The organism is Ignisphaera sp. (assembly GCA_038831005.1).
Classification (GTDB): domain Archaea; phylum Thermoproteota; class Thermoprotei_A; order Sulfolobales; family Ignisphaeraceae; genus Ignisphaera.
Genome location: JAWBKZ010000003.1, coordinates 236277 through 257663, shown reverse-complemented (window position 1 = coordinate 257663; position 21387 = coordinate 236277). Strand labels below are relative to the sequence as shown.

The 21387-nt window shown below is 36.1% G+C and carries 20 protein-coding genes; 10 read left to right on the top strand and 10 right to left on the bottom strand.

The window, feature by feature from the left end:
• Nucleotides 1-150: 150 nt before the first annotated feature.
• On the top strand, nt 151-861 hold the full coding sequence (locus tag QXK50_04690; GenBank protein MEM2008460.1) for a DUF2258 domain-containing protein: 711 nt from the start codon (nt 151-153) through the stop codon (nt 859-861).
• Between the two features lie 51 nt (nt 862-912).
• On the top strand, nt 913-1161 hold the full coding sequence (locus tag QXK50_04685; protein ID MEM2008459.1) for a hypothetical protein: 249 nt from the start codon (nt 913-915) through the stop codon (nt 1159-1161).
• Between the two features lie 22 nt (nt 1162-1183).
• Here QXK50_04685 and QXK50_04680 read toward each other — a convergent pair whose 3' ends face one another.
• Entirely contained in the window at nt 1184-1774 is a 591-nt protein-coding gene (locus tag QXK50_04680; protein MEM2008458.1) for an adenylate kinase family protein, read from the bottom strand.
• Between the two features lie 107 nt (nt 1775-1881).
• Between QXK50_04680 and QXK50_04675 the strand changes: the two genes are divergently transcribed.
• From QXK50_04675 to gatD, 3 genes are all read left to right on the top strand, one after another.
• A complete protein-coding gene (locus QXK50_04675; GenBank protein ID MEM2008457.1) occupies nt 1882-2595 on the top strand; it encodes a Snf7 family protein in 714 nt (237 codons plus the stop codon).
• A gap of 556 nt (nt 2596-3151) precedes the next feature.
• Entirely contained in the window at nt 3152-4969 is a 1818-nt protein-coding gene (locus QXK50_04670; GenBank protein MEM2008456.1) for an ATP-dependent DNA ligase, read from the top strand.
• 224 nt (nt 4970-5193) lie between these two features.
• Nucleotides 5194-6546 (top strand): Glu-tRNA(Gln) amidotransferase subunit GatD, encoded by a 1353-nt coding sequence (gatD, locus tag QXK50_04665; GenBank protein MEM2008455.1) that lies wholly within the window; start codon nt 5194-5196, stop codon nt 6544-6546.
• A 15-nt stretch (nt 6547-6561) separates the two neighbouring features.
• Here gatD and QXK50_04660 read toward each other — a convergent pair whose 3' ends face one another.
• Together QXK50_04660 and QXK50_04655 are read right to left on the bottom strand one after the other, a co-directional pair.
• A complete protein-coding gene (locus QXK50_04660; GenBank protein MEM2008454.1) occupies nt 6562-7611 on the bottom strand; it encodes a thioredoxin domain-containing protein in 1050 nt (349 codons plus the stop codon).
• Nucleotides 7612-7661: 50 nt separating this feature from the next.
• Complete coding sequence (locus QXK50_04655; protein ID MEM2008453.1) at nt 7662-9725, bottom strand: S16 family serine protease; 2064 nt, start codon at nt 9723-9725, stop codon at nt 7662-7664.
• Between the two features lie 191 nt (nt 9726-9916).
• On the opposite strand from QXK50_04655, the gene QXK50_04650 reads away from it, so the two are divergent.
• The gene (locus QXK50_04650; GenBank protein ID MEM2008452.1) at nt 9917-10177 is read left to right on the top strand and encodes a hypothetical protein; all 261 of its coding nucleotides are present in this window, start codon (nt 9917-9919) and stop codon (nt 10175-10177) included.
• Between the two features lie 316 nt (nt 10178-10493).
• Here the strand turns inward: QXK50_04650 and moaC are convergent, their stop codons facing one another.
• Together moaC and thiC are read right to left on the bottom strand one after the other, a co-directional pair.
• A complete protein-coding gene (gene moaC / locus QXK50_04645; GenBank protein MEM2008451.1) occupies nt 10494-10919 on the bottom strand; it encodes a cyclic pyranopterin monophosphate synthase MoaC in 426 nt (141 codons plus the stop codon).
• Between the two features lie 44 nt (nt 10920-10963).
• Complete coding sequence (thiC, locus tag QXK50_04640) at nt 10964-12292, bottom strand: phosphomethylpyrimidine synthase ThiC (GenBank protein ID MEM2008450.1); 1329 nt, start codon at nt 12290-12292, stop codon at nt 10964-10966.
• A 140-nt stretch (nt 12293-12432) separates the two neighbouring features.
• Between thiC and QXK50_04635 the strand changes: the two genes are divergently transcribed.
• Nucleotides 12433-13077 carry a DUF5591 domain-containing protein gene (locus QXK50_04635; protein MEM2008449.1) on the top strand — a complete coding sequence of 215 codons (645 nt, stop codon included), beginning with the start codon at nt 12433-12435 and terminating at the stop codon, nt 13075-13077.
• Nucleotides 13078-13111: 34 nt separating this feature from the next.
• Here QXK50_04635 and QXK50_04630 read toward each other — a convergent pair whose 3' ends face one another.
• On the bottom strand, nt 13112-14464 hold the full coding sequence (locus QXK50_04630; protein MEM2008448.1) for a glycosyltransferase family 2 protein: 1353 nt from the start codon (nt 14462-14464) through the stop codon (nt 13112-13114).
• Nucleotides 14465-14697: 233 nt separating this feature from the next.
• The gene (locus tag QXK50_04625; GenBank protein ID MEM2008447.1) at nt 14698-15120 is read right to left on the bottom strand and encodes an archaellin/type IV pilin N-terminal domain-containing protein; all 423 of its coding nucleotides are present in this window, start codon (nt 15118-15120) and stop codon (nt 14698-14700) included.
• 285 nt (nt 15121-15405) lie between these two features.
• Between QXK50_04625 and QXK50_04620 the strand changes: the two genes are divergently transcribed.
• From QXK50_04620 to QXK50_04610, 3 genes are all read left to right on the top strand, one after another.
• Nucleotides 15406-16218, top strand: coding sequence for a type II secretion system F family protein (locus QXK50_04620; protein ID MEM2008446.1), 813 nt, complete (start codon nt 15406-15408; stop codon nt 16216-16218).
• A gap of 2 nt (nt 16219-16220) precedes the next feature.
• Entirely contained in the window at nt 16221-17126 is a 906-nt protein-coding gene (locus QXK50_04615) for a type II secretion system F family protein (GenBank protein MEM2008445.1), read from the top strand.
• A 136-nt stretch (nt 17127-17262) separates the two neighbouring features.
• Entirely contained in the window at nt 17263-18324 is a 1062-nt protein-coding gene (locus tag QXK50_04610) for a hypothetical protein (GenBank protein ID MEM2008444.1), read from the top strand.
• Nucleotides 18325-18443: 119 nt separating this feature from the next.
• On the opposite strand, the gene QXK50_04605 is transcribed toward QXK50_04610, so the two are convergent.
• The 3 genes from QXK50_04605 to QXK50_04595 all read right to left on the bottom strand — a co-directional run bounded on the left by QXK50_04605 (nt 18444) and on the right by QXK50_04595 (nt 21328).
• A complete protein-coding gene (locus QXK50_04605; protein ID MEM2008443.1) occupies nt 18444-18731 on the bottom strand; it encodes a hypothetical protein in 288 nt (95 codons plus the stop codon).
• Nucleotides 18732-18864: 133 nt separating this feature from the next.
• Nucleotides 18865-20301, bottom strand: coding sequence for an NAD(P)/FAD-dependent oxidoreductase (locus QXK50_04600; GenBank protein MEM2008442.1), 1437 nt, complete (start codon nt 20299-20301; stop codon nt 18865-18867).
• Nucleotides 20302-20308: 7 nt separating this feature from the next.
• Nucleotides 20309-21328 (bottom strand): adenylosuccinate synthetase, encoded by a 1020-nt coding sequence (locus QXK50_04595; GenBank protein ID MEM2008441.1) that lies wholly within the window; start codon nt 21326-21328, stop codon nt 20309-20311.
• Between the last annotated feature and the right edge of the window lie 59 nt (nt 21329-21387).

The following is a 21387-nucleotide window of genomic DNA, read 5'->3' as shown; positions in this document are numbered from 1 at the left end:
GCTTAATAACACTATATTTAACCTTTGGACAACTGTATAGCACAAAATCATCTATAAACATTGTACAAGTATTGAATTATATATGGTTAGGTAACAAAAACTTTAATTATTTGTTTAACACACTTCTAAAGGTGTAGGGGTAGAGACGCTATGCCTAAGCTTAGTTCAGGTTTTGTTATAGCAGGTGCTTATGCTGATAAAATTAGGAGAACATTATTTGCACAATTAAGGGATTACCTCAGAAAAGATAAGGAATGGGGTCAAAGAATAGCTTTAGCCGTAGCTCAGTTGAATAGATTTCTCTATGCACTGCTTGTTGAACGAATTAAGATAGATAAAGGAGATGTGGTAAGAATAAGGATAGATTATGATATTGATGAAGCTACTAAATCCATCAACTGGTTATGGGACACATTAACCATAGAGGCATTTAGGAGAATGCCCCAGGATGAGGTAGATAAAGTTACTAAGGAATTAGTAACTAAAGCAGTAGAAATTTCAACAGCAGCTGTAGTATATACTCTAGAGAAGCTTGGTGAAACATTTGATGGCGACACTGTATATACCATTAAATTAGGTGATCGTGAAGTAGGTACTGCTATAGTTACAGTAGTTAACGAAAATATTGGTGTATTAAAGAGAGGAGCTGTTATAGAGCCCACCCCCGCTATATTTGATAAAGTTAAACTCGTCGTAGAACCAGGTAAATCAATTGAAGATATATTGCAAGAGGTTCTATCAATGGTTATTCAATCCGCAAAACATGTAAGTGCTGATGAGGCAACTAAAATAATTAATGCTATAAGAGATAGAGTTTTAGCAAAACCTATAGCCAAGTATGAAGAAGTTGAAGAAGAGTAGTTAACCAAGATCAATATTTTGTACTAATTTGGATGTTCGAAAGTGAAGATCATGGATAAAGTGTATGAATGTATTGTCTGTGGAAGAATATTTCATGAGGGTCAAGGAATAAGGCTCAGTCTTGCAGGAAAAGAAGTAAATTTTCATTCAAAATCATGTGCTATAAAGTTCTTAAAAAGCCTTATTCTGTATTTAGATCAAAAAGATCTTGAAAACGCAGCAAAACTTACAATTAAAGAGTTTGAGGAAAAAGCAAAAGAAATTAGAGAAAGAACTAAAAAGAAATTAGAGAAACTCTGATAGGAATAATAGTAATGCATAATCATGCCTTATGTTTTTCTATGAATTTTAACACTTTCTCCAAATCTTCTTCAGATAGCATTGCAGTCCAATCTATGCTTATTCCACGAGATGATGTTTTTGATCTATGTACTATGTTCACGATTTCTTGCACAACTTCGTCTAAAGATTTTGATGACACGTCTATCTCTACAACAATATCCTCACCAAACTCATCTATAGCATTCAATGTGCATATGGACAGAAGTTCAGCTTCAACATTTTCAGCAATCTTTTGATATGTCCACCCACGATCAATTAGTATACCAATAAGTTCAAGAGGATTCCGTCTCAGTATGAAGACTATTTCAAATATATCTCTAGGTATTATCTCTATATAGTGTCCTGATATAATCATAGGACCTTTTTCTCTATATAGGTTGATTATCCCAACCCTAACTTTATCTTCATCTATTACGTAACTACTTCTCTCTTCATCATAGTGTGTATATAGGTTGTTATTAACTACATAACTGCTTAAATCAATGTGAGGTATATTTAGTATTTGTGAAAGAGTTCTTGCTACAGATGTTTTTCCCGTACCAGGTGTACCAGATATACCTATGCACTTCAATTTTATGCCCGCTTATCCGTAACTATTTGAAAGCTTTTATAGATTGCCAAAGATATTAAACGAGACATTCGTATTTTAACAATATATACTATGTAATAGTATAGGTATTGAGCTGTACTCCTTTTATAGTGTTTATGGCGGCAAAACTATATGTGGGAAAGCATATGGCTATATCAGATTTCGAGAAAAGATGGGCAGGTGGACCAACAGTAGCAGAGAAAGTTAAAGAAGTCTTCAAGCGTAAAGAGCCAATAAAGCAGAAGCTAGTTATGGCTAACTATAAGATAAGATCTATTGTAAGCAAGTTGGATGTATTCATAGACAGGCTGAGAGATAGAGACAGAACTCTATTTGAGAGAGTTGTTGATTCACTTACTCAAGGAGATGAAACTAGAGCCGCAATGTATGCAAATGAGATTGCTGAAATAAGGAAAATGGTTAGACAGCTAAGCATTACCCAAGTAGCTTTAGAACAAGTAGCACTCAGAATAGAGACGGTACTCGTAACAGGTGATGTATTAAGTGGTCTAGTACCTGTGGCAGGAGTTATAAAAGAACTTAGGAATATTGTTAGAGGAATAATGCCAGAAATGTCGCTAGAACTTCAAGAAATAGAGGAAGGTCTAAGAGATGTGGTTATATCAACAGGTGAAGCATTAGGAATACCGACGGGCGATGTATATACATCACCAGAAGCAAGAAGAATACTTGAGGAAGCTAAGATAGTGGCAGAGCAGAGAATGAAGGAGAAATTCCCAGAACTACCTATGGTGTCTTCTGTAAAAGAAAAAGCATCAGCGCCAGCAACAGGATCAGCATAAGACAGTAATGTACAACTTAAATACTCCTATAATACATAAGTTTTTAAGTTCAAATTTCTTTAAATTTTCTCTTGATTGCGATAATATTGCTAGAGTAAGTTTGTTTGTTTTATGCCTCAAGTAGCATTAAGAAGATCACTCTAGGATATAGAGAAAGAGTAAAGCTAGACAGCACTGTAACCAAGACTTAGTAAAGATGTTCACAGATCCTAAGAATGTGGCGAGACTTATCGGGACTGATGCTGTAGTAAAGGACGCTCACAACAATATATGTAGAGGTAAAATAGTTAAAGTACATAACTATAGAAGCTGTATAGTGATCGCTTAATTTAAATCAAATGTACCTAGTCAAGCTATAGGACTTTATGTTTATCTCCTTAAGGCTTAGAGTAATACCTCAGCGTAACTCTGATAAGGCATATGAAGCCTTTTTGCCGAGTTATCATCATCGGATCAAAACTACCATAGTAGCTATTTAAACTAGAGATGTATTATCTGTTTATCGTTACACTATATTTACTCTCTAAATATTAATATTAAATCTAGGTAAACAGCTGTGGAGTTCTTGGTAGTAGCACAAGTACTAGATATAATTGAAAAGACTAGTAGCAAGATACAACAGGCTGCTGCTCTTGCTGCACTGTTTAAGAAGTCAGATCCTAGTGTGATAGATAAAGTTGTATATCTCTTGCAGGGCACTCTATGGCCTGATTGGAAGGGTATGCCTGAACTAGGTGTAGCAGAGAAAGGCATTCAGAAAGCTATTGCTTTAGCTACAGGTGTGTCTGAGGCCGATGTAGAGAGGCTGTATAAGAGTCTTGGTGATTATGGTCTAGTTGCTGAGAGATTGAAAAACTTAAAAGAAAAAAATAAGGTAACAGGACTTACAGCATTCATAAAAAATGCTAAAGTAGTTGAATCAAAACTCACAGTAGAAAATGTATATAACGTGTTAGTGAAAATAGCTATGCTACAAGGTGAGGGAAGTAGAGATATGAAGCTTAGGCTTCTAACATCATTACTAACATCAGCTGATGTAAAAGAGGCCAAGTTTATTGTGAGATTCGTTGAGGGAAGACTCAGACTAGGTGTTGGTGACGCTACTATAATGGATGGACTTGCAGGTGCTTTCGGAGCACCTAGGGAAGCTATAGAGAGAGCTTACAATATCTATCCAGATCTAGGTGCCATAGCTAAGATACTTGCTGAAAAAGGTTATCAGGAACTTAAATCTCTACATCCTACACCAGGTATTCCCTTAAGACCTATGCTAGCTGAAAGAGCTAGCAATCCTACAGATATTCTATCTAAATCTGGTGTTCCATGTATAGCCGAGTTTAAGTATGATGGTGAAAGAGCACAGATACATAAGAAAGACAATAAAGTATGGATATTCTCAAGAAGACTCGAAGAGATAACCCAAAGATATCCAGACGTAGCTGAAATGACTTTGAAGCACATCAAAACTGATGAAGCAATAATTGAAGGCGAGATTGTGGCTATAGATCCTGATACAGGAGATTATAGACCATTTCAAGAACTTATGCATAGAAAGAGAAAGAAAGAGATATCTGAAGCCGTAAAAGAATACCCAGTAGTTGTGAGGCTTTTCGATTGCCTATATGTAGATGGTTTAGATCTAACACTAAAACCTATCCTTGAGAGACGCGAATGGTTGAAGAAAATTGCTGAAGAATCTGACGAATTTAAATTGGCTGAACACGTAATAGTCAAAGATGTAAAAGATCTCGAAGAATTCTTTTTGAAAGCTATCGAAAACGGTATGGAGGGAGTTATGGTTAAGTCATTATCTACAGATTCTATCTACCAAGCTGGTGTAAGGGGATGGCTATGGATAAAATACAAAAGAGATTACAAAAGCGAAATGACGGATACCGTAGACCTTGTTGTTGTTGGAGCATTCTATGGAAAAGGTAAGAGAGCCGGAAGCTATGGAGCTTTACTAGTAGCAGCATACGATACTGAAACAGATATATTTAAAACAGTATGCAAAGTTGGTTCCGGGTTTACAGATGAAGATCTAGCAACACTTCCAAAAATATTTGAACCCCATAAAATTGCACGCAAACATTATAAGGTAGATAGTGAAATAGATGCCGATGTATGGTTTGAACCACAAGTAGTTATTGAAGTAATTGGAGCAGAACTCACTCTATCACCTGTGCATACATGTTGCAAAGGATGGATTAAACCTAATGTAGGTATATCAATAAGGTTTCCACGATTTATTAGATGGAGAGAAGATAAGTCTCCTACTGAAGCAACAACAACTAAAGAAATCTATGAAATGTATATTAATCAATTAAAGAAAGTTCAGCAGTCACCAAAAATAGAGCCTGATATAGAGCATTAAACATTCATACACACTATACAATTAAATATGTTCTAAAATTCTGCTACCTTATTTCACAGATAAAGTATATGTGTACTCTATTCAGAGTTCCTACTCATAACTCCCCATCGCTAATATAATTTAACATCACATATCTAGATGATCTACTAGCAAAACTGGTATAAAGTTTAAATGCCGTTCATTCAAATCCTCTAATAGACTACAGATGAAGTGGTGCTACTGTATTGCAGCAAGACAAGTTACCGGGATATAGAGGTAGTACACGTGAACTTCTTGAAAAAATAGATGCTAAAGTAGGATGTAGAATAAGAATCATATTAAGAAACAATATATTTATAGATGGAATACTTATGCCTAAACATGAATTAAGTCACATTGATACTATTATTGTTAAACTCGATAATGGATATAATATAGGAATAGATATTAACAGAGTTCTAAATATAGAAACTATTGAATGTAGAGAAAGAACAGAAGGTATTTCTTTAGATACTTTAAGTCAATACGATACGCCAAGGATTAAGATACTTGGTTGTGGTGGCACAATAGCAAGTAAGGTTGAGTACGAAACAGGTGCTGTTAAACCCGCTATGAGTCCTGGCGAACTAATAGAGCTTATACCTGAGTTAAAAGAACTTGCAAACTATGATTTTGAGATCGTTTTTAACATACTTAGTGAGGATATGACCCCTAAACACTGGGAAACAATAGCTCATCATATTCATAGATCTCTAATTAATGGTGTTGACGGAATTATAGTTACACATGGAACAGACACAATGGGCTACACAACTTCGGCTATAGCGTTTGCTTTAAGGAACTTGCCTACGTCTATAGCTTTTGTAGGAGCACAAAGAAGTAGCGATAGACCTAGTACCGATGCAGCTCTAAATCTTTTGGCGGCAGTAATAACAACTCTGAAGGCACCTTTTGCTGAATCTGTAGTTGTTATGCACTCCTCTTCGTCAGATCTAGAGGTATATGTACACAGGGGAGTTAAGGTTAGGAAAATGCATAGTAGTAGACGAGATGCTTTTCAATCGATAAATGATTTACCACTAGCATCTGTAGATATACAAAACCTCAACATAAATATTATAAATAATAGATATATCCATAGAAAGAGTATCGATGAATTAACTGTATCTATAGGCTTTGATGAAAGAGTTGCACTAATTAAAGCTTATCCAGGCTTTCAAACCGAAATAATAGATATGCTTGTTGACAAGAAATTCCATGGAATAGTAATAGAGGGAACAGGACTAGGACACATAGGTAGTTATGCCATAGATGCTCTAAAACGTGCTATAGAAGAAGGAATACCTATTATTATGACCACACAAACATTATTTGGAAGAATCAATATGAATGTGTATACAACTGGACGAAAACTTCTTGAAATAGGTGTTATACCTGGTGAAGATATGATTCCAGAAACAGCTTACGTCAAATTATCATGGGTCCTATTCCAAACAAGAGATTTAGATAAAGTAAAAGAGATGATGCTTACTAATTATGTTAACGAAATCAATCCCAGACACACTATAGATCTATTTAAATTCTATAAAAATAGATAAGTTAAATAGTTCTCATTAACTAATGAGCTCAAATGCCTTCAATATTGTTTCATATGACCTAAACCCCACAATAACAATACCTATTTCTCTCTCATTATTCCATATAACTATACCTGGTGTACCGAATATAGTAAGATTGTACGCTTCAATTGTTTCGAAATTTATCAACTTCTCGGCACTTTCACCATATCTATCTAGGTCTGGCAAACGACCTATTCTTCTAGTTATTAAGTCCTTAACCTTCTCTAAAGAAGGTATTGAATTTTGTGCTACCATAGCATATATATCGTTCATTATTTCAAATATTTGAAATCCATTCTTGTTCTCGAGATATAGCGATACTATGTTCTTATGAACCTCTAGAGCTTCTTCATGTGTGATCATGTTCTTTAGAACTATGGCTACAGTGCCATTTTCAACTAAATTCAATAGCTTAGGGATAGTTTCTTGATACATTTTTGCACAAAAACTACAGTAGGCATCTTCATATATGAATAAATAGTATTTTGCATTAATTGAGCCTATGATTGTTGTCTCATTATAATCTAATGCTGGACTTTTCGTTGTCACGACATTTGGATAAATTTCTTTAGCATCTAGATATGTATAACCATATCTTGATGAAAGATACAGGTAGATGTACACCAATGCATCTTGTTTTGGAAAATAAGTGTATCCGTATCTATTGAATATCAGATCTAGTATTCTTGTTTTTTGTGGATCAAGTTTAGATGAATATACTACAAATACTGGATATATAGTATAACCATCTAATTGTTCCTTTAAATTACTTGGAATTTGCTTGAAATCAACAACGCATAAAGATAGCTCAAGTTTTAATGTATCTGAAGCATTTGACTGGATAATGTACGTTATAAATGATTGTATCTCTTTGAATGTCTGTTCATAAGGCCTTATATTCTTATAAATCACAACAAATACATTATCCTTGTAGCCACATAGCCATTCTTGGCTCTTCAAATTAGTTGAAACCATGTATATAGTTACAGCCACTACAACCGTAACACATAAGATTACTATTGCGACGGATAACGTCCTGTCCATATAATCACCACAGCTGATTACTCTCTAGAATTAGGAGGTATAAAAATTGATTAAATTGCATATTGATAGTTCTTTTTACCGATGAATTTTATGAATATGACTACAAGTATTGCTAATATGACTGTCACAACTATTGTAAGGAGAGAAGCAACAACATCCAATAAATTGGCTGTGGTACTATCTACTGTTACATATTCTTTACTGTAACCTGATTTTTCTTGTGTTACCGTAATAGTATGGGTTATGATAATTGTTTGTGTTGCTGTTTGTATTGTTCCCCCAATCGGAATTTGTGTGACAGTTTCACTACTTATTGTATTGCGGTTAATGGATTTGTTTTCTGTTATCAAAATAATGGATCTGTATATTGTTAATATCATTGAAAGTTTTGACAACATAATGATTTGTGAATATGGATTGTTTTCAAGGTTTTCTATAATTTCGATATAGAGAGGGACATCTATTGGTATATAATTACCTAACATGTTTAAATTTATGTGTAGAGTTCTATTTAATGTATATATTGTAGCTTCCGTAGATTGTATGAACATAGAGACTAGGGTTAAGTACATGTAGCTTATGGAGCTTATGCCTAGGGTGAGTTTATCTAGATCGTTATCTGTTTTCTGAAGAATGTTGTACCTAGCTTCAACATCATCAAATACTGTGGGTAGATTTCCCAAAGAGGCTGAGAACGCCATTATATATGCGTATACGTTTTGAGCTAATGTGTGTATATACATAGCCATAGCTTTGATATTGTGTAAATCTATCGTACCGCTATACATATCTGTTACATTAGCTAATTCGCTCCATAATTTAGCTGTATAGAGTCTTGCAGAAGCGTATGCTAAGTAATTTACAGCGTTTTCTAAATCACTTGCTTTCAGACTTCTGTTAATGTATATAGCTGCTTCATATACTCTATCGAGAACATTTATAGCCACTAAGAGCTCTGCTTTACTGGGAATAGGCTTCTGACGTACACTATTTATGAATTCGTATATGGATCTGTTTAGCGATGAACTGAAACTTCTCACGAAGTTTGGATCCAGTATTGTATTGAGCAGATAAAGCCTTGTATATGCATATGTAAGTACCTGGAAATAAATAGATGCAGCTGAATAAAGGCTGTCTCTATTTACCATATACTCAGCTTCTCTACTTAGATTATATATATTGTTATCTATGGATTTCAGAAACCCCAAAAGGTATCTGTATGTGTATGTTGTGTACATAGCTCTAGCTTTTGCTAGAGCCTCTTCCTCTATTTCTTTACTCTTATTCATTATATCTATCACCTCCTCCTTTAATTTCCTCACCCAGTTCTCTACTATATACTTAATTGAAGAATATACCTTATTCATCATATCAGCATCTAAATCACTTATCCTGACATTGTATCTACCATCTGTAAATATCTCAAGAGCTTCATATACATTAGTTACAGGAACTACCCTTACACCAATTCCAGCCCCATACTCACTCAAGTTAATAGCTTCTGTTACTGTTCTGGTAACAATTAGAGGACCTATTCTTTCTGTAACCACCTTCTGTATATAGTCTACTGTTTGTCCATAAGGAACTATAAACAATTTTGCACCACGACTATAAGCTGCATCAAGTTTGTACTTAATTCCACCTACAGGACCTATACTCCCATCAGGCATGATCATGCCAGTCATAACTATCGAGCTATTGAGAGGTAATTTTAGTAATGCTGCAGCAAAAGCTACTGCTGTAACACCACTTGCACTAGGGCCTCCAATTATCGGTGTATTAGCTTTTATAGAGGCATAGAAATCGTAGTGATTAAAGTTTACACCAGCTACATAACTAGCTACTAACGCAGCTATTCTTGTTGATGCTTGTAGATCTAGCTGGCTTAATGGAAGTGTCTCAACATACACATGACCATTACCAGGATATACTACACGTACATAGAGATCTGCAGAAACACCTACATAACTACCATTTGCATTTGTTGAAACCGCTACCACAGTAACATGCCTAAATTCATCTAGTTCGTATTTATCAGTAACAACACAACCATGGCTAAAGATTATTGCTAATACAAGTATTAGAGACAGAAGAGCTCTTATATCAATACCCATAACATCACAGCACCTCTTACGTCTCCGTTATAGCATTTGTCCTCATTTCTGCAAGAATTTATATATGTTGCTCACAAAATGAGTACATATTCCTTATTCCCATGTTATTGTAACTGTTTCATACTTATTTCCAAAAAGGATTTTAAGTAGCACCTAGCGTAAATAGTAAGAAGAGCAGAAGAGGTGTACTCATGGCTCTTAATACTCGGGATCGCGATAAGGTGATTAAGTCTATTGCTCGATGGCTTGCAGGTCTAAAACCTTCTTTTGGTGATAAACACTACTTTGAAAAATATTCTTCTGCTAAAAAAGCTATCGAGAAACTTGTTCCATATAGAGGTCTCCGTATATGTCCATTCTGTAGAAAGAAGTTTTTAAGATCTTCAGCTCTGGTATCGCATCTAGTAAAGAACCATATGTGTGAACTTGAAAAACTTATAGATGAGGAATAGGTTATAAAGATATTTAGAGCACGAATATTAATACAAATACTAGTCTCCATATCAAAGGTATTAATTGTCTGAATTAAATCTCGTTAAATGTATAGAACTACCACTAAAGGTGTTCGTATTATCTGACTCGAGCCAAATTATTCGTTCTCTTGAGCATTTTGATTATAAAATAATTGAGGTATTGTCTCTAACTCATGTGTCACATAGTATATCAATTTCTATATAACTTGGTTTTAGAAGAAAGTTTTATTCTTCTCGATACCAAGTTAATTCTGTTGAACATATAACAAGAAAATATGCCCTAACATTTAGGGATCTATGTTTTCTGTTTATCTACAACAATGATATTCTCTATTACTGTATAGGGATAAAGGCCTCTTTCATCTTTTTCATACTTTTTAACCATATCCCATATATTTAGAAGTGCTAAGGCTACGGCTGTAAGAGCTTCCATCTCAACGCCTGTTCTTTCTCTGGCTTTTACTGTGACCTCTACACATATTCTATTGTTTTCCAACATTATATGTGGTTCAACATGGTCTATTCTTATTTGGTGACAAAATGGCAATAGTAAAGAAGTTTTCTTAGCCCCCTCTATGGCTACTACCTGTGTAACCGTAAATACATCTCCTTTCTCTACCTTACCATTTGTCACTTTCCCTAGGGTCTCAGGTTTAAGTTTTATACATCCTCTGGCTACTGAAACCCTATAGACTTCCTCTTTATTGCTAACATCAACCATTCTGGCTATATATGGTCCACCTCGTTCTATCCCATATAGTTTATCTATACATTTAGTGTTGTGTTTTTATTGAATCTCTTTAGAAGATCTTGAACAGATGGTATATTTCTGTCTTTTGTGTACCTCTCAATGATAATAAATACGCAGAACTGTCCACACATAGTGCAGCTTTTAACACTCTCTCTAAACTGTGTATGTATGCTTCTAGCTTTTTCTGGATCTAGACTAAGCTCTATCTGTTTCTCCCAATCTAGATTTGCTCTAGCTAAGCTCATCTCTATATCATGTAGAGCTGCTATAGAACCACGTTTAATTATGTCTCCAGCATGTGCAGCTATTTTTGTTGCTATAAGTCCTTCCTTGACTTGTTCCACATTTGGTAGAGATAGATGTTCAGATGGTGTTAGATAGCATATAAAGTCTGCACCTGCTGCTGCAGCTATAGCTGCACCTATTGCTGTGGCTATATGGTCGTACCCTAGAGCTATATCTGTTACAAGAGGTCCTAAAACGAAGTATGGAACACCCCCGCTTAAGCTCTTCATGAGCTTTATATCTGCAACAATTTTATCTAATGTCATGTGACCAGGTCCTTCGATAATGACTTTAACACCTTTAGCGATAGCATCTCGTGCAAGTCTCGAGTTATTTAATAATTCAGCTATCTGAAGATAATCATGTGCATCAACTATTGTTCCAGGTCTAAGCGCGTCTCCCAAACTTATTGCTGCTTCATATTCTTTGAAGAGTTCGAGAAGATACTCCCAATGCTTTAGATACGGATTCTCTTCAGAATTCTCAAGCATCCATACAGCAAGCATAGAGCCTCCTCTACTAACTATAGGCATCAGTCTATTACTTCTCATAGATTTTTCAGCCAACTCTCTGGTTAGGCCTGCATGTATAGTCATGAAGTCTACACCATCTTTTAGATGTTTCTCTACAATAGATATATACCAGTCAGAAGGAAATGCTGTAGACCTGAATTTTTTTACACCATCTATCCATGCTTGATACGTAGGCACTGTACCAAAAGGTATAGAGCTAGCTATAGATAGAAGTTTTCTTCTAATTTCATCAATATCTCCACCTGTACTAAGATCCATAATACTATCTGCTCCATAGAGCATTGCTACCTTAACCTTTTCAACCTCTAGATCTAAATCTACATAAGATCCGCTAGTCCCAACATTAACATTAACTTTTGTGCTCAGTCCTTCTCCAAGAGCTACTGGAGTTACATTTTTCCTCTTTATATTCCTTAGAACAACTATTCTACCAGTTTTCATACCTCTGATGATCTTATCTACATCAACTTTCTCTTTCAATGCTATAGATCTGATCTCCTCGTCCACGATATTCTGTGTAACCACAATTACAGCCCTCTACAATGAAGATACTCAGTATCTTAATAACCCTATCTAATATAACTTATTGAAACACATTTTACTGTATGTAGAGCTCTATAGTTTATGTGTTTCTCGATCTCTACATCTCCTTTGGTGACTCCTCTTTGAATCTATTGGTAAAAATGTACATAGATTTCTTATATAGTGAACTTGAACCAGATGTTGTAGAAGAGGTAATGAATATACCTCCAGGCCTCAAGATACTTAGGAACAACACAAAAAGTAACCTATTTGATCATCCACATATAGTTTTGTGGCACAAATTTCTACTAAGGTACTTTAATCCAGAATACACCAGTAAGCCCTACGCCATACTTATGCCATGTACCCCAATTAAACCCTATAGGTTATCTGCAACACACAGAATAGTAGATTCCACACTATATAGACTTAGACTAGATCATTATACCCAGATCTATGTGCTTTCTGAACCCATGGTTATAGTACCTAGAGAACTAGATATATACTATCCTTTTGCAAACTATGAGTATCCAATATATGAGCTTTCTGAAGAATATAGAGAAAAATTTATATCACTTCTATCTATTATTCTACCTAAGCTAAAGTATCATAAGAAGATAGTAGCAGTACTCCCAAAACACCATAAAGCAATACTTCTCGAAAGCTTCAAGAAATCGAAAATGAGTACCGATATCGCAATCCTAGACTACGGAAGAAAGAGCTTTAGCTCAGTAAGAAGAGCAGTAGACATGGTTACAAAATACATAAATGAATACAGCTATCGTTAACTCCATTGATTTTGTATTCTACTAGAGAATTGAATTACCCTTTCTCTAGCCTAATTAAACTGTAGAGTGATGATAGAAGTAGAGGAAACGCTATAACTAGTGATACATAGTTTTTATGAACAAAAGACATAACCACTGTTGGTAGAGATAAAGATAAGGCTAGTACTTCAGAAACATCGAATCTAGATCTAGAAGAAAAGACCTTAGGAGTTACCCTATACCTATAACTTAATCTAAATAGACCTCTTAATGCATATATCCCCAGCAAAGGTGATAGAAGTGTATATATTGCTCCAACTCTTCCAGAGAAATATATTCTCTTCCATCTATCTATCTTGAGCACCTTATTGCTATAGGTATTAAATACCAGTAATTGGATAGAGAGAGTTACAGCTATAGGCAATAAATATGTTGGATTTACATCAACACCTCTCTCCATTATAGAGCATATTAAAGCTATTGAAAAAGCAAGTAACGCAAATATACTGGAAATGGGTTGAAAAACATAGAGTAAAGCTTCTAGCTTCTTCCAAAGATCTATAGGAGCTTCAACAACTCTATCGAGAAATCTTGAAACAATATTCATGGCACCGTAACTCCATCTACATTGCTGAACTCTAGCTGCATTAAGTGTCTTGGGGACACCGACATCTATATAGCTGTTGATTAATCTAGGCCTTATGCCTCTATACATAAATTCGAAACCAAGCCAAATATCGTCTTGAATCACATCGATTCTCCAGAAACCTATAGATTTAAGCAATTCTTTATCTATAGCTGTTCCAGACCCCAGAGGATATATGAAGAGGTTAAGTCTTAATCTAAGCTCGTAGTAAATCCAGCTACCGAATCTAGTTATATATGCCATACCTTCTTCAACTTTTGTATAAGAATCTATGTAGGGATTCCAAATACCTACACACACATCTATACATCTCTTAGCTTTACACAGAAGCTCTTTCGATGGAACTGTATCTACATCAGCTATAAACACTACATCGCCTTGAGATAGTCTAGCACCATCAGATAAAGCACTATTTCTACCACCAAAACTATTGAATCTAGCAACCACGATACCTCTAGAGAAAAACATAGAATCCATAGAAGAAACAACACTAACAACATAATTAATACTATCATCAAAAACAACCACAACATCATCAATACACTCAATCCCAGATAAAATAACCAAATCCCTAACAACCAGATCTCTAGGCTCATTCCTAGAAGGTACAACAACAGAAAGACTTCTAGAATTATCTTGCTCGTTCTCTATAAAATCTACAGTATCAAGTCTAGAGCATCGGAGTATTATTAAAGCAGGATAAATTGTTGAAAGAAATATTGATAAAAAGAAAAACAAGTAGCTAATAAAGGATATCGACATCAACATACATCACCAATATTGTAGACACAATAAATCTACATAAAAATTTAACCTAGCTTTAACAAATACATCGAGTAAATCAAAGAATAACATACTTATTGAAGACAAGATTTTATTGAATACAAAAACACATCTAAATAACAACACCTACACAGCTAAATTCCTATTATAAAGCTCTATAAATAAGAGATTGAAAAATATGCGTTGAAAAGATCTAAAAACAGATAATATGTTTATACAGTAAATGTATATCTAGCTTCAGTACCTCTTGCAGTAATCACAATAACCTCATAAACATTTCCAGAGGTTAAAGAACATTCAGAGATAGTTAGTAAACCACTATTTTTAGCATTTACAGGTGTTGCTCCAGAGCTTGATGAACATACTGTTTGGCCGTTGTTATCTAATACTGCAGCATAAACTATATCTACATTTACTGAACCGAGATTAAGAACATAGACAGTAACAGTTTTACTGGTACTTGAATAATTTATCCCTGTTATTCTTATTCTTTCTTGTAATGCTTGTTGTTCTGATGATGGTGCTCTAGCTACTGCCCCTGATACCCATGTCCATAAGAGTACTCCTGCTGCTACTGCTATCATTACAAGTATTACTGTTGCTACTATAGGTGAGATACCTTTCTTCACCCACATAGGTTTCACCAAATCCATGTCTATAGTTGCTGGATATTATTGTTGGGCTTTAGAAGCGACTAGTGAGCTAGATGCCTAATGTTCTATATACGTGTATATGGTTTCTACTAGAGATCTTTTTGTGATTTGTTTTCGCTTTATGTTCTGTATTTATTAGGTTTCTCGACTATCTAGGTGCTTGGTGTAGAGAGTAGGTGATGCTAATTGGTATTGGGTTCTGTCTCTAGTTTTTTGTATAGGTTGTATGGGGTTATGTATAGCTTTTTGCATAGTTTCTATAGGGGGTTGGATGTTGATAGATTTGTTGTTGGTTCTGGTCTTTCACCTAGTCTAGAGAGATACGTATCTATTGTTTTTAAACTTATTATCTGCATATTAGCTTCTATGTCTTTGATTGTATCGATTTTTCTATACAGTATTTATGGTTTGGACCTCTATCTCTCTACAGCTATATCATTTGTGTTTGATCTATCTATTGCGTTACCTATATCTATTGCATTTTCAATTGTTTTACCTAAGTTTATGTATTCTAATAGGGGATCTATTGTGGAATCTAAGATGCCTATACTGTTATCGGCTATGGCTTTTCTTTCTTCCGCTGGTCTATCTCTACATGAGATAGTTTCTAAAATATATACATTTCTTGGTGATGACTATAGGTTCTTCTCTGTAGAACTAGATATAGTTAGATCATATACACGTATAGGTGTACCACTTGAAGAAGCTTTAAGGTATGTAGCTCATTTAACCCCTTCACAATCGTTTAGAGAACTTCTTCTAGGTCTTTCATCGATTTCTGTTATTGGAGGTGATATAGGGTCCTTTATTAGATCTATGTTTGATAGATATGTATCCAGATACGAGCTTATGATTGAGAAGGCTGTAAATAATCTAAATGTGTATATGGAGGTATATGTAGCTGTATCGCTCCTGGTTCCCGTTTTGGCTGGATCTACAGCTGTTTTATTCATTCTATCACCTATAGCAGGAATATCTTTTGAAGCTTTCATGGCTCTAGTAACGTTTATATTGATACCCATACCGTCTGCTGTAATAATAGTTTTAGCTGATACTATTGTATCTAGATTGAGGCCTTAGCCATGCTAAAGAAGGCTTTGGTTATAGCTCTAGGTACCTCATTTATTCTAATCATTCCTATATACGTGGCTCCCACAATATCTAGATTATTAGGTTTAGATCTCTTCAATGGAATATGGGGTATATGTATAGATATCTCAAATGATGTTCTCCCTATACCTGTCTATAGATCTAGTGATGTCTATCTATTTATTGGTTTTGTTTATGGGGCTATAGCTTTTTGTCTCTATATGCTGTATAGAGATTCTGTGTACATGCGTATGAAACTTAGAGAACAGATTCAATCGATGGTTCCGTTAGTGGTTTCGTATGTTAGAACTGGGACACCTATCCTAACAGCTGTAGAGAATGCCACTAATTTTGTTGGTGATCCCACTAAATCGTATTTAACTAGGTTTGTAGAACTTGTTAAACTTGGGTATAGTCCTGAGGAATCAATGCGCAACATAATTAAGGGTATTCCACGAGATGTCCTATCGGTGTATCTATCCATAGCTGTGGCTATGGCTAGTGGTGGACGTGTTCATGATGTACTCTCAACTGCTGAGAAATATCTAAACCAAATGAGTAGATTGGAAGAAATGAGAAAGAACCGCTTAGAGGGATACAAAGCCATACTGATTCTAGCATTAATGGCGTTTACTGTTAGCGCCATAGTTACAACTGTACTTGTGTCTTATGTTGCTAGGATGAGCCCTATACCTATATCTACTACGCCACAGAGTCGAGTAGATATAGCTAGAGTTCTATCCTATTACTATACACTCATACTCGTACTAACACCTCTCACATCAATAGCTTTAAGTAGAATAGTATACAACGAAACAGCTATAGCTTTAAAATACATAACATTATTCATAACAACTATATCTATCATATTTGCCCTAGCCTACAAATTGTTTCTCTAAACCATTCAAATGAATACTCAATAACTTCAAACAGCTTACAAAGTTCTCCAAACAATTACATATTAAAATCCCTTTCATCAACCTGTTTAACTTATTAATGCTGAAAAGTTTAGTAGACAGCAAGTGGGATACAGCAATGCCTAAGAAAAAAGTGCGAACCCCAGAAGGCTTTATAGTTGATGAAGAGAGTGGCGAGGTTCTGGATGATACAGCTATAGATTTTGAGCATCCTGAGTACAGAGCCTACAGCTATGAAGAATATCAAAGAAAGGCTCACTACGAACCACTACAGAAAATATATGAAAACAGGCTCTGCGTAGACGACGGAGTTGCTGAGAGAATAATTTCACAGATGATACCAGGGCTCGTCGAGATACTCAAGGTGTACTTGAGGAAGAGCTTGTGTAGTGCTAATAGAGATGAGGTGTACCGTTTCCTTTCCTCTCTCTGGGGTAATGTGGGTGCAGAGATCGTTAGAGGGGTTATAGAGAGAAGACTTACCATGTCTCTACCGGAGTCACAAGCATACGATTTGGCGGGACTAGATGGCTTAACAGTATTCAGATGCTTGAAGAATACCGGACTTGATGAAAACTCTGTTGTTGAGGCCATAAAAAGCTTTGTTGAGAGCTCTGAGCCTAGAGATAGCTACACATACATCCTAGTGAGAGATCTGTTTACATCGATTAGGACTGGGAAGCAAAGTGCCTTGATTAGGTGGATCTCTAAACCCATTGACAATGCCATAGATATGGATTATGCTGTACGTGTATTTAACGTAGAGCCCAAGAAGCTTAGAAATGTTGTGTATCTCGTGGTGAAGACCCGTGGACTAGGTGTACAGATAACATCGACTAAGATCGATATATCGTCGAGGTACGGTGAAGAGAGTATCGTGGCAGAAGCTGTGGACTATCTATCGAGAAGGTTGGGTGTAGAGCTCTCGAAGCCCTTACCCATGATAGCCACAGTCATAGTCAAGATGCCGTTCAAGATAAATCTCCAAACTTTATCTAGATTCGAGAAAGCCTCTTCCCAGGGCAACAGGATCAAGATCATGGGGCAGGGATATACAGCACTTGTGTATCCATCAACTGTTAACATGTATGTGAATCTGGCGGGAACGCTCAATAGAATCAACGTGGTTCTAGCTCAAGCACTCCCCACAATATGCACATATGCAGAAAAAAAGCGATAGTATAGTAACTTGCCTAGAGATATGTGCTTTTAATTTGATCCAATTACTTGATTGATTAATTAGACTTGATTAGATTGACGGTCTCTGCAGTTCTGGACTATCTCTTTCTTGATAGATCGTTACTTCGATATTGTTCTGCTTAGATTCTCTACTACTTTTTCTGCTTCTGCTACATCTTTGGCCTCGATAACATGTGAATGCTCTGGTAGCAGAACAACTGTGTATTTATCGTACTTGACTATATAGACTGGCCCCTTATCGAGGTACTCACCGAGTTCAGCACCAAGCTGGGGATTCTTGAATACTTTGAGAAGTTTTGTAACAGTTGAGTATCTAAGAGCCTTAATCCCCTTGCTTAGGAATGCTACCTCGTCTTTCACGGATATAGTTTTCGATACCTTAACCATCTATCCACACCCACATACCTACACATCCTCTGAAAGTTTATAAATATTGAATCGGTAAAACCAAAGATGATGTTATTGTCATAAACATGCCGTGTCAGATTATCTGTAATGTAGTATAAACGTGTAGCTCTAGCTATGCCGTTACTTCTATACCTTCTCTTTCTAGTATAGCTCTAGCCACGACTATGCCTGTAGCTGCCGCCACATTCATACCTCTCGATAGCCCTACACCATCTCCAGCTACAAACAGGTTTCTGAAGTTTGTTTCGAGTTCTCTAGATATTCTGGCTTTCACACTATAGAACTTTATCTCGGGAGCATATAGTAGTGTTTGTGGAGATGCTACACCAGGAACTATTGTATCCAATCTTCTTAGAGCTTCTACTATATTTACTACTACTCGGTATGGATAAGCCATAGCTATATCTCCAGGAGTTACGCTCTTTAATGTTGGATCTACTACGCTTCTCTCTATTCTTCCCCATGTGCTTCTTCTGCCAGCTTCTAAATCTCCGAATCTCTGGATGATTGGTTTACCTCCACCAAGTTTTGTTGCTAATCTGGATATACTTTTCCCGTAAGCTATTGTGTCTTCAAATGGATCTGTGAGCCTTAATGTTACAAGAAGAGCAAAGTTTGTACTCTTTGTCTTTATGTTTGTAAAGCTTTCTCCATTCACACCAACAGATCCATCAGGATACTTCTCTTCAACCACAAGCCCATAAGGATTTGTGCAAAACGTTCTTACCTTATCATCATAACTTTTGGTATACATAACTATCTTTGGATCTCTAACAAGTTTCGTTAAAGGTTCCATAACGTATGATGGAACCTCTACCCTTACCCCTATGTCCAGGGGACCTGGCTCTATCTCTATACCTCTTCTCCTAGCTAATTCTGAGAACCACTCAGCTCCTACTCTCCCTGGCGCAAGAACCACGTATCTACTTTCTATAATTCCTTCACATATCTTGAGCTTGTAGCTCTTAGTCGAAGGCTGTAGATCCTCTACCTGGCACATGTCTATCAGGTACACACCTTCTTCTTCTAAAAACCTCGCAATGTTTGCTATGACCTTCGGCATATTGTCTGAACCTATCAACCTCTGAGGTGTCGGTATGAATTTTGCACCAGCTTTTGCTGCTAGACGTTCTAGCTCTGATGCTTGTTCACCATCTATTGAATACATGTTATGTGGTGCACCAAATTTAACAAGTACACTATCTGCATAATGGATAATGTTTTCCGCTTCTTCCCAACTACCTATAAGTTTATCTAGATCTCCACCGATATCTGGTCTAAGATTCATTGTACCGCTACTAAATGTTATTGCTCCACCTATACCTGTCATAACATGGCATGGGCTACAGTTTACACAATCTCTATCTCTTGCAAGTTTCTTTAAGTTCAGCATAGGGCATGTTCTAAAAGGATTCCCACTACCCATTTCTATAATCACTATCTTAAGCTTCTTTTTGTTATGTATCGCTAGTTCATATGCAGCAAATAGACCTGCTACTCCACCTCCAACAATAGCTACATCGAATTCCTTCTCCACATCATTCTCCATATCAGATTCACCAAAACATTCCCAGCTCTTTCCTTCTATCTATTGTGCATAGAACATCTTCACCTGTACCAACTATAGTAATAGGGGTCTTTAGCTTATCCTCTATATCTTCTATCCATTTTCTAGCCTCTTGTGAAAGCTTATGCCACTCTTTAACACATTTATCTTGTCTGAAGAGCGAATCTAATCTGGTTAAAGCTATCTGTGTGGCTGAATTAAGCATTACAGCTCTTCTAGCTAGACCTATATTGAATGGAGCTACACGTCTAACTCTACCTGTAACAGTACCTGTTTCTAGAAGCCCGAGTTTCTGAGCTTCTTCAACACTCATTTCGTTCTCTAGAGGACCTCCACCAACTCTTGTTACATAAGATTTGAACACAACTATAACGTGATCAACTCTCTTAGGACCTACGCCAACTTCCGATAGAAAAGCCGAAGCTATGGTATCCCTACTTGTTACGTATGGATAGGTGCCGTGGTAGAGACTTAGGTATGTCCCTTGGACACCTTCTATATAGACTAGCTCTTCTCTATCTAGGGCTTCATTAACCTCTAGAGCTACATCGATAACCATATCCCTCAGAACATCTATATCTTTAGCCACTTTAAGTCTTCTAAGAACTCTATCAACCATAGCTGCTCCAACGCCCTGAAGTGTAGATCCAACTATTCTGACAAGAAACTCATCGTTTCTTTCTATCTCTAGATGCTTATCCTCTATCACACCTGTATTCCTATCCACATATAATCTGTTCTTGACATTGGTCTCCTCAATTTCTTTAAATAATACATCTAATCTTATTAGAGCTCCTGGTGCTATTAACAGTTTTACGTTCTTACCTAAGAAGAATGATGGCACTATCCTAAGCTTCCATACAGTTCCATTGAAAACCACTGTATGTCCAGCATTTATAGAACCACATCTAACTGCTATAGCTGGTTTATCTATGTATCCTAAGTATGCTGCTATTTTTCCTTTACCTTCATCTCCAAAGAATCCGCCAACAACAACAGCTAGAGGCATTGGCTACTCACCACAAGAATAATGCACATCAATGTTATCTATGTGTACTAGGTTTCTAT

Coding starts and splice junctions, on each gene's coding strand:
- QXK50_04690 (MEM2008460.1), top strand. CDS start 151: ATGCCTAAGCTTAGTTCAGGTTTTGTTATAGCAGGTGCTTATGCTGAT.
- QXK50_04685 (MEM2008459.1), top strand. CDS start 913: ATGGATAAAGTGTATGAATGTATTGTCTGTGGAAGAATATTTCATGAG.
- QXK50_04660 (MEM2008454.1), bottom strand. CDS start 7,611: ATGGACAGGACGTTATCCGTCGCAATAGTAATCTTATGTGTTACGGTT.
- QXK50_04655 (MEM2008453.1), bottom strand. CDS start 9,725: ATGGGTATTGATATAAGAGCTCTTCTGTCTCTAATACTTGTATTAGCA.
- QXK50_04650 (MEM2008452.1), top strand. CDS start 9,917: ATGGCTCTTAATACTCGGGATCGCGATAAGGTGATTAAGTCTATTGCT.
- moaC (MEM2008451.1), bottom strand. CDS start 10,919: ATGGTTGATGTTAGCAATAAAGAGGAAGTCTATAGGGTTTCAGTAGCC.
- QXK50_04630 (MEM2008448.1), bottom strand. CDS start 14,464: ATGTCGATATCCTTTATTAGCTACTTGTTTTTCTTTTTATCAATATTT.
- QXK50_04625 (MEM2008447.1), bottom strand. CDS start 15,120: ATGTGGGTGAAGAAAGGTATCTCACCTATAGTAGCAACAGTAATACTT.
- QXK50_04615 (MEM2008445.1), top strand. CDS start 16,221: ATGCTAAAGAAGGCTTTGGTTATAGCTCTAGGTACCTCATTTATTCTA.
- QXK50_04610 (MEM2008444.1), top strand. CDS start 17,263: ATGCCTAAGAAAAAAGTGCGAACCCCAGAAGGCTTTATAGTTGATGAA.
- QXK50_04605 (MEM2008443.1), bottom strand. CDS start 18,731: ATGGTTAAGGTATCGAAAACTATATCCGTGAAAGACGAGGTAGCATTC.
- QXK50_04600 (MEM2008442.1), bottom strand. CDS start 20,301: ATGGAGAATGATGTGGAGAAGGAATTCGATGTAGCTATTGTTGGAGGT.
- QXK50_04595 (MEM2008441.1), bottom strand. CDS start 21,328: ATGCCTCTAGCTGTTGTTGTTGGCGGATTCTTTGGAGATGAAGGTAAA.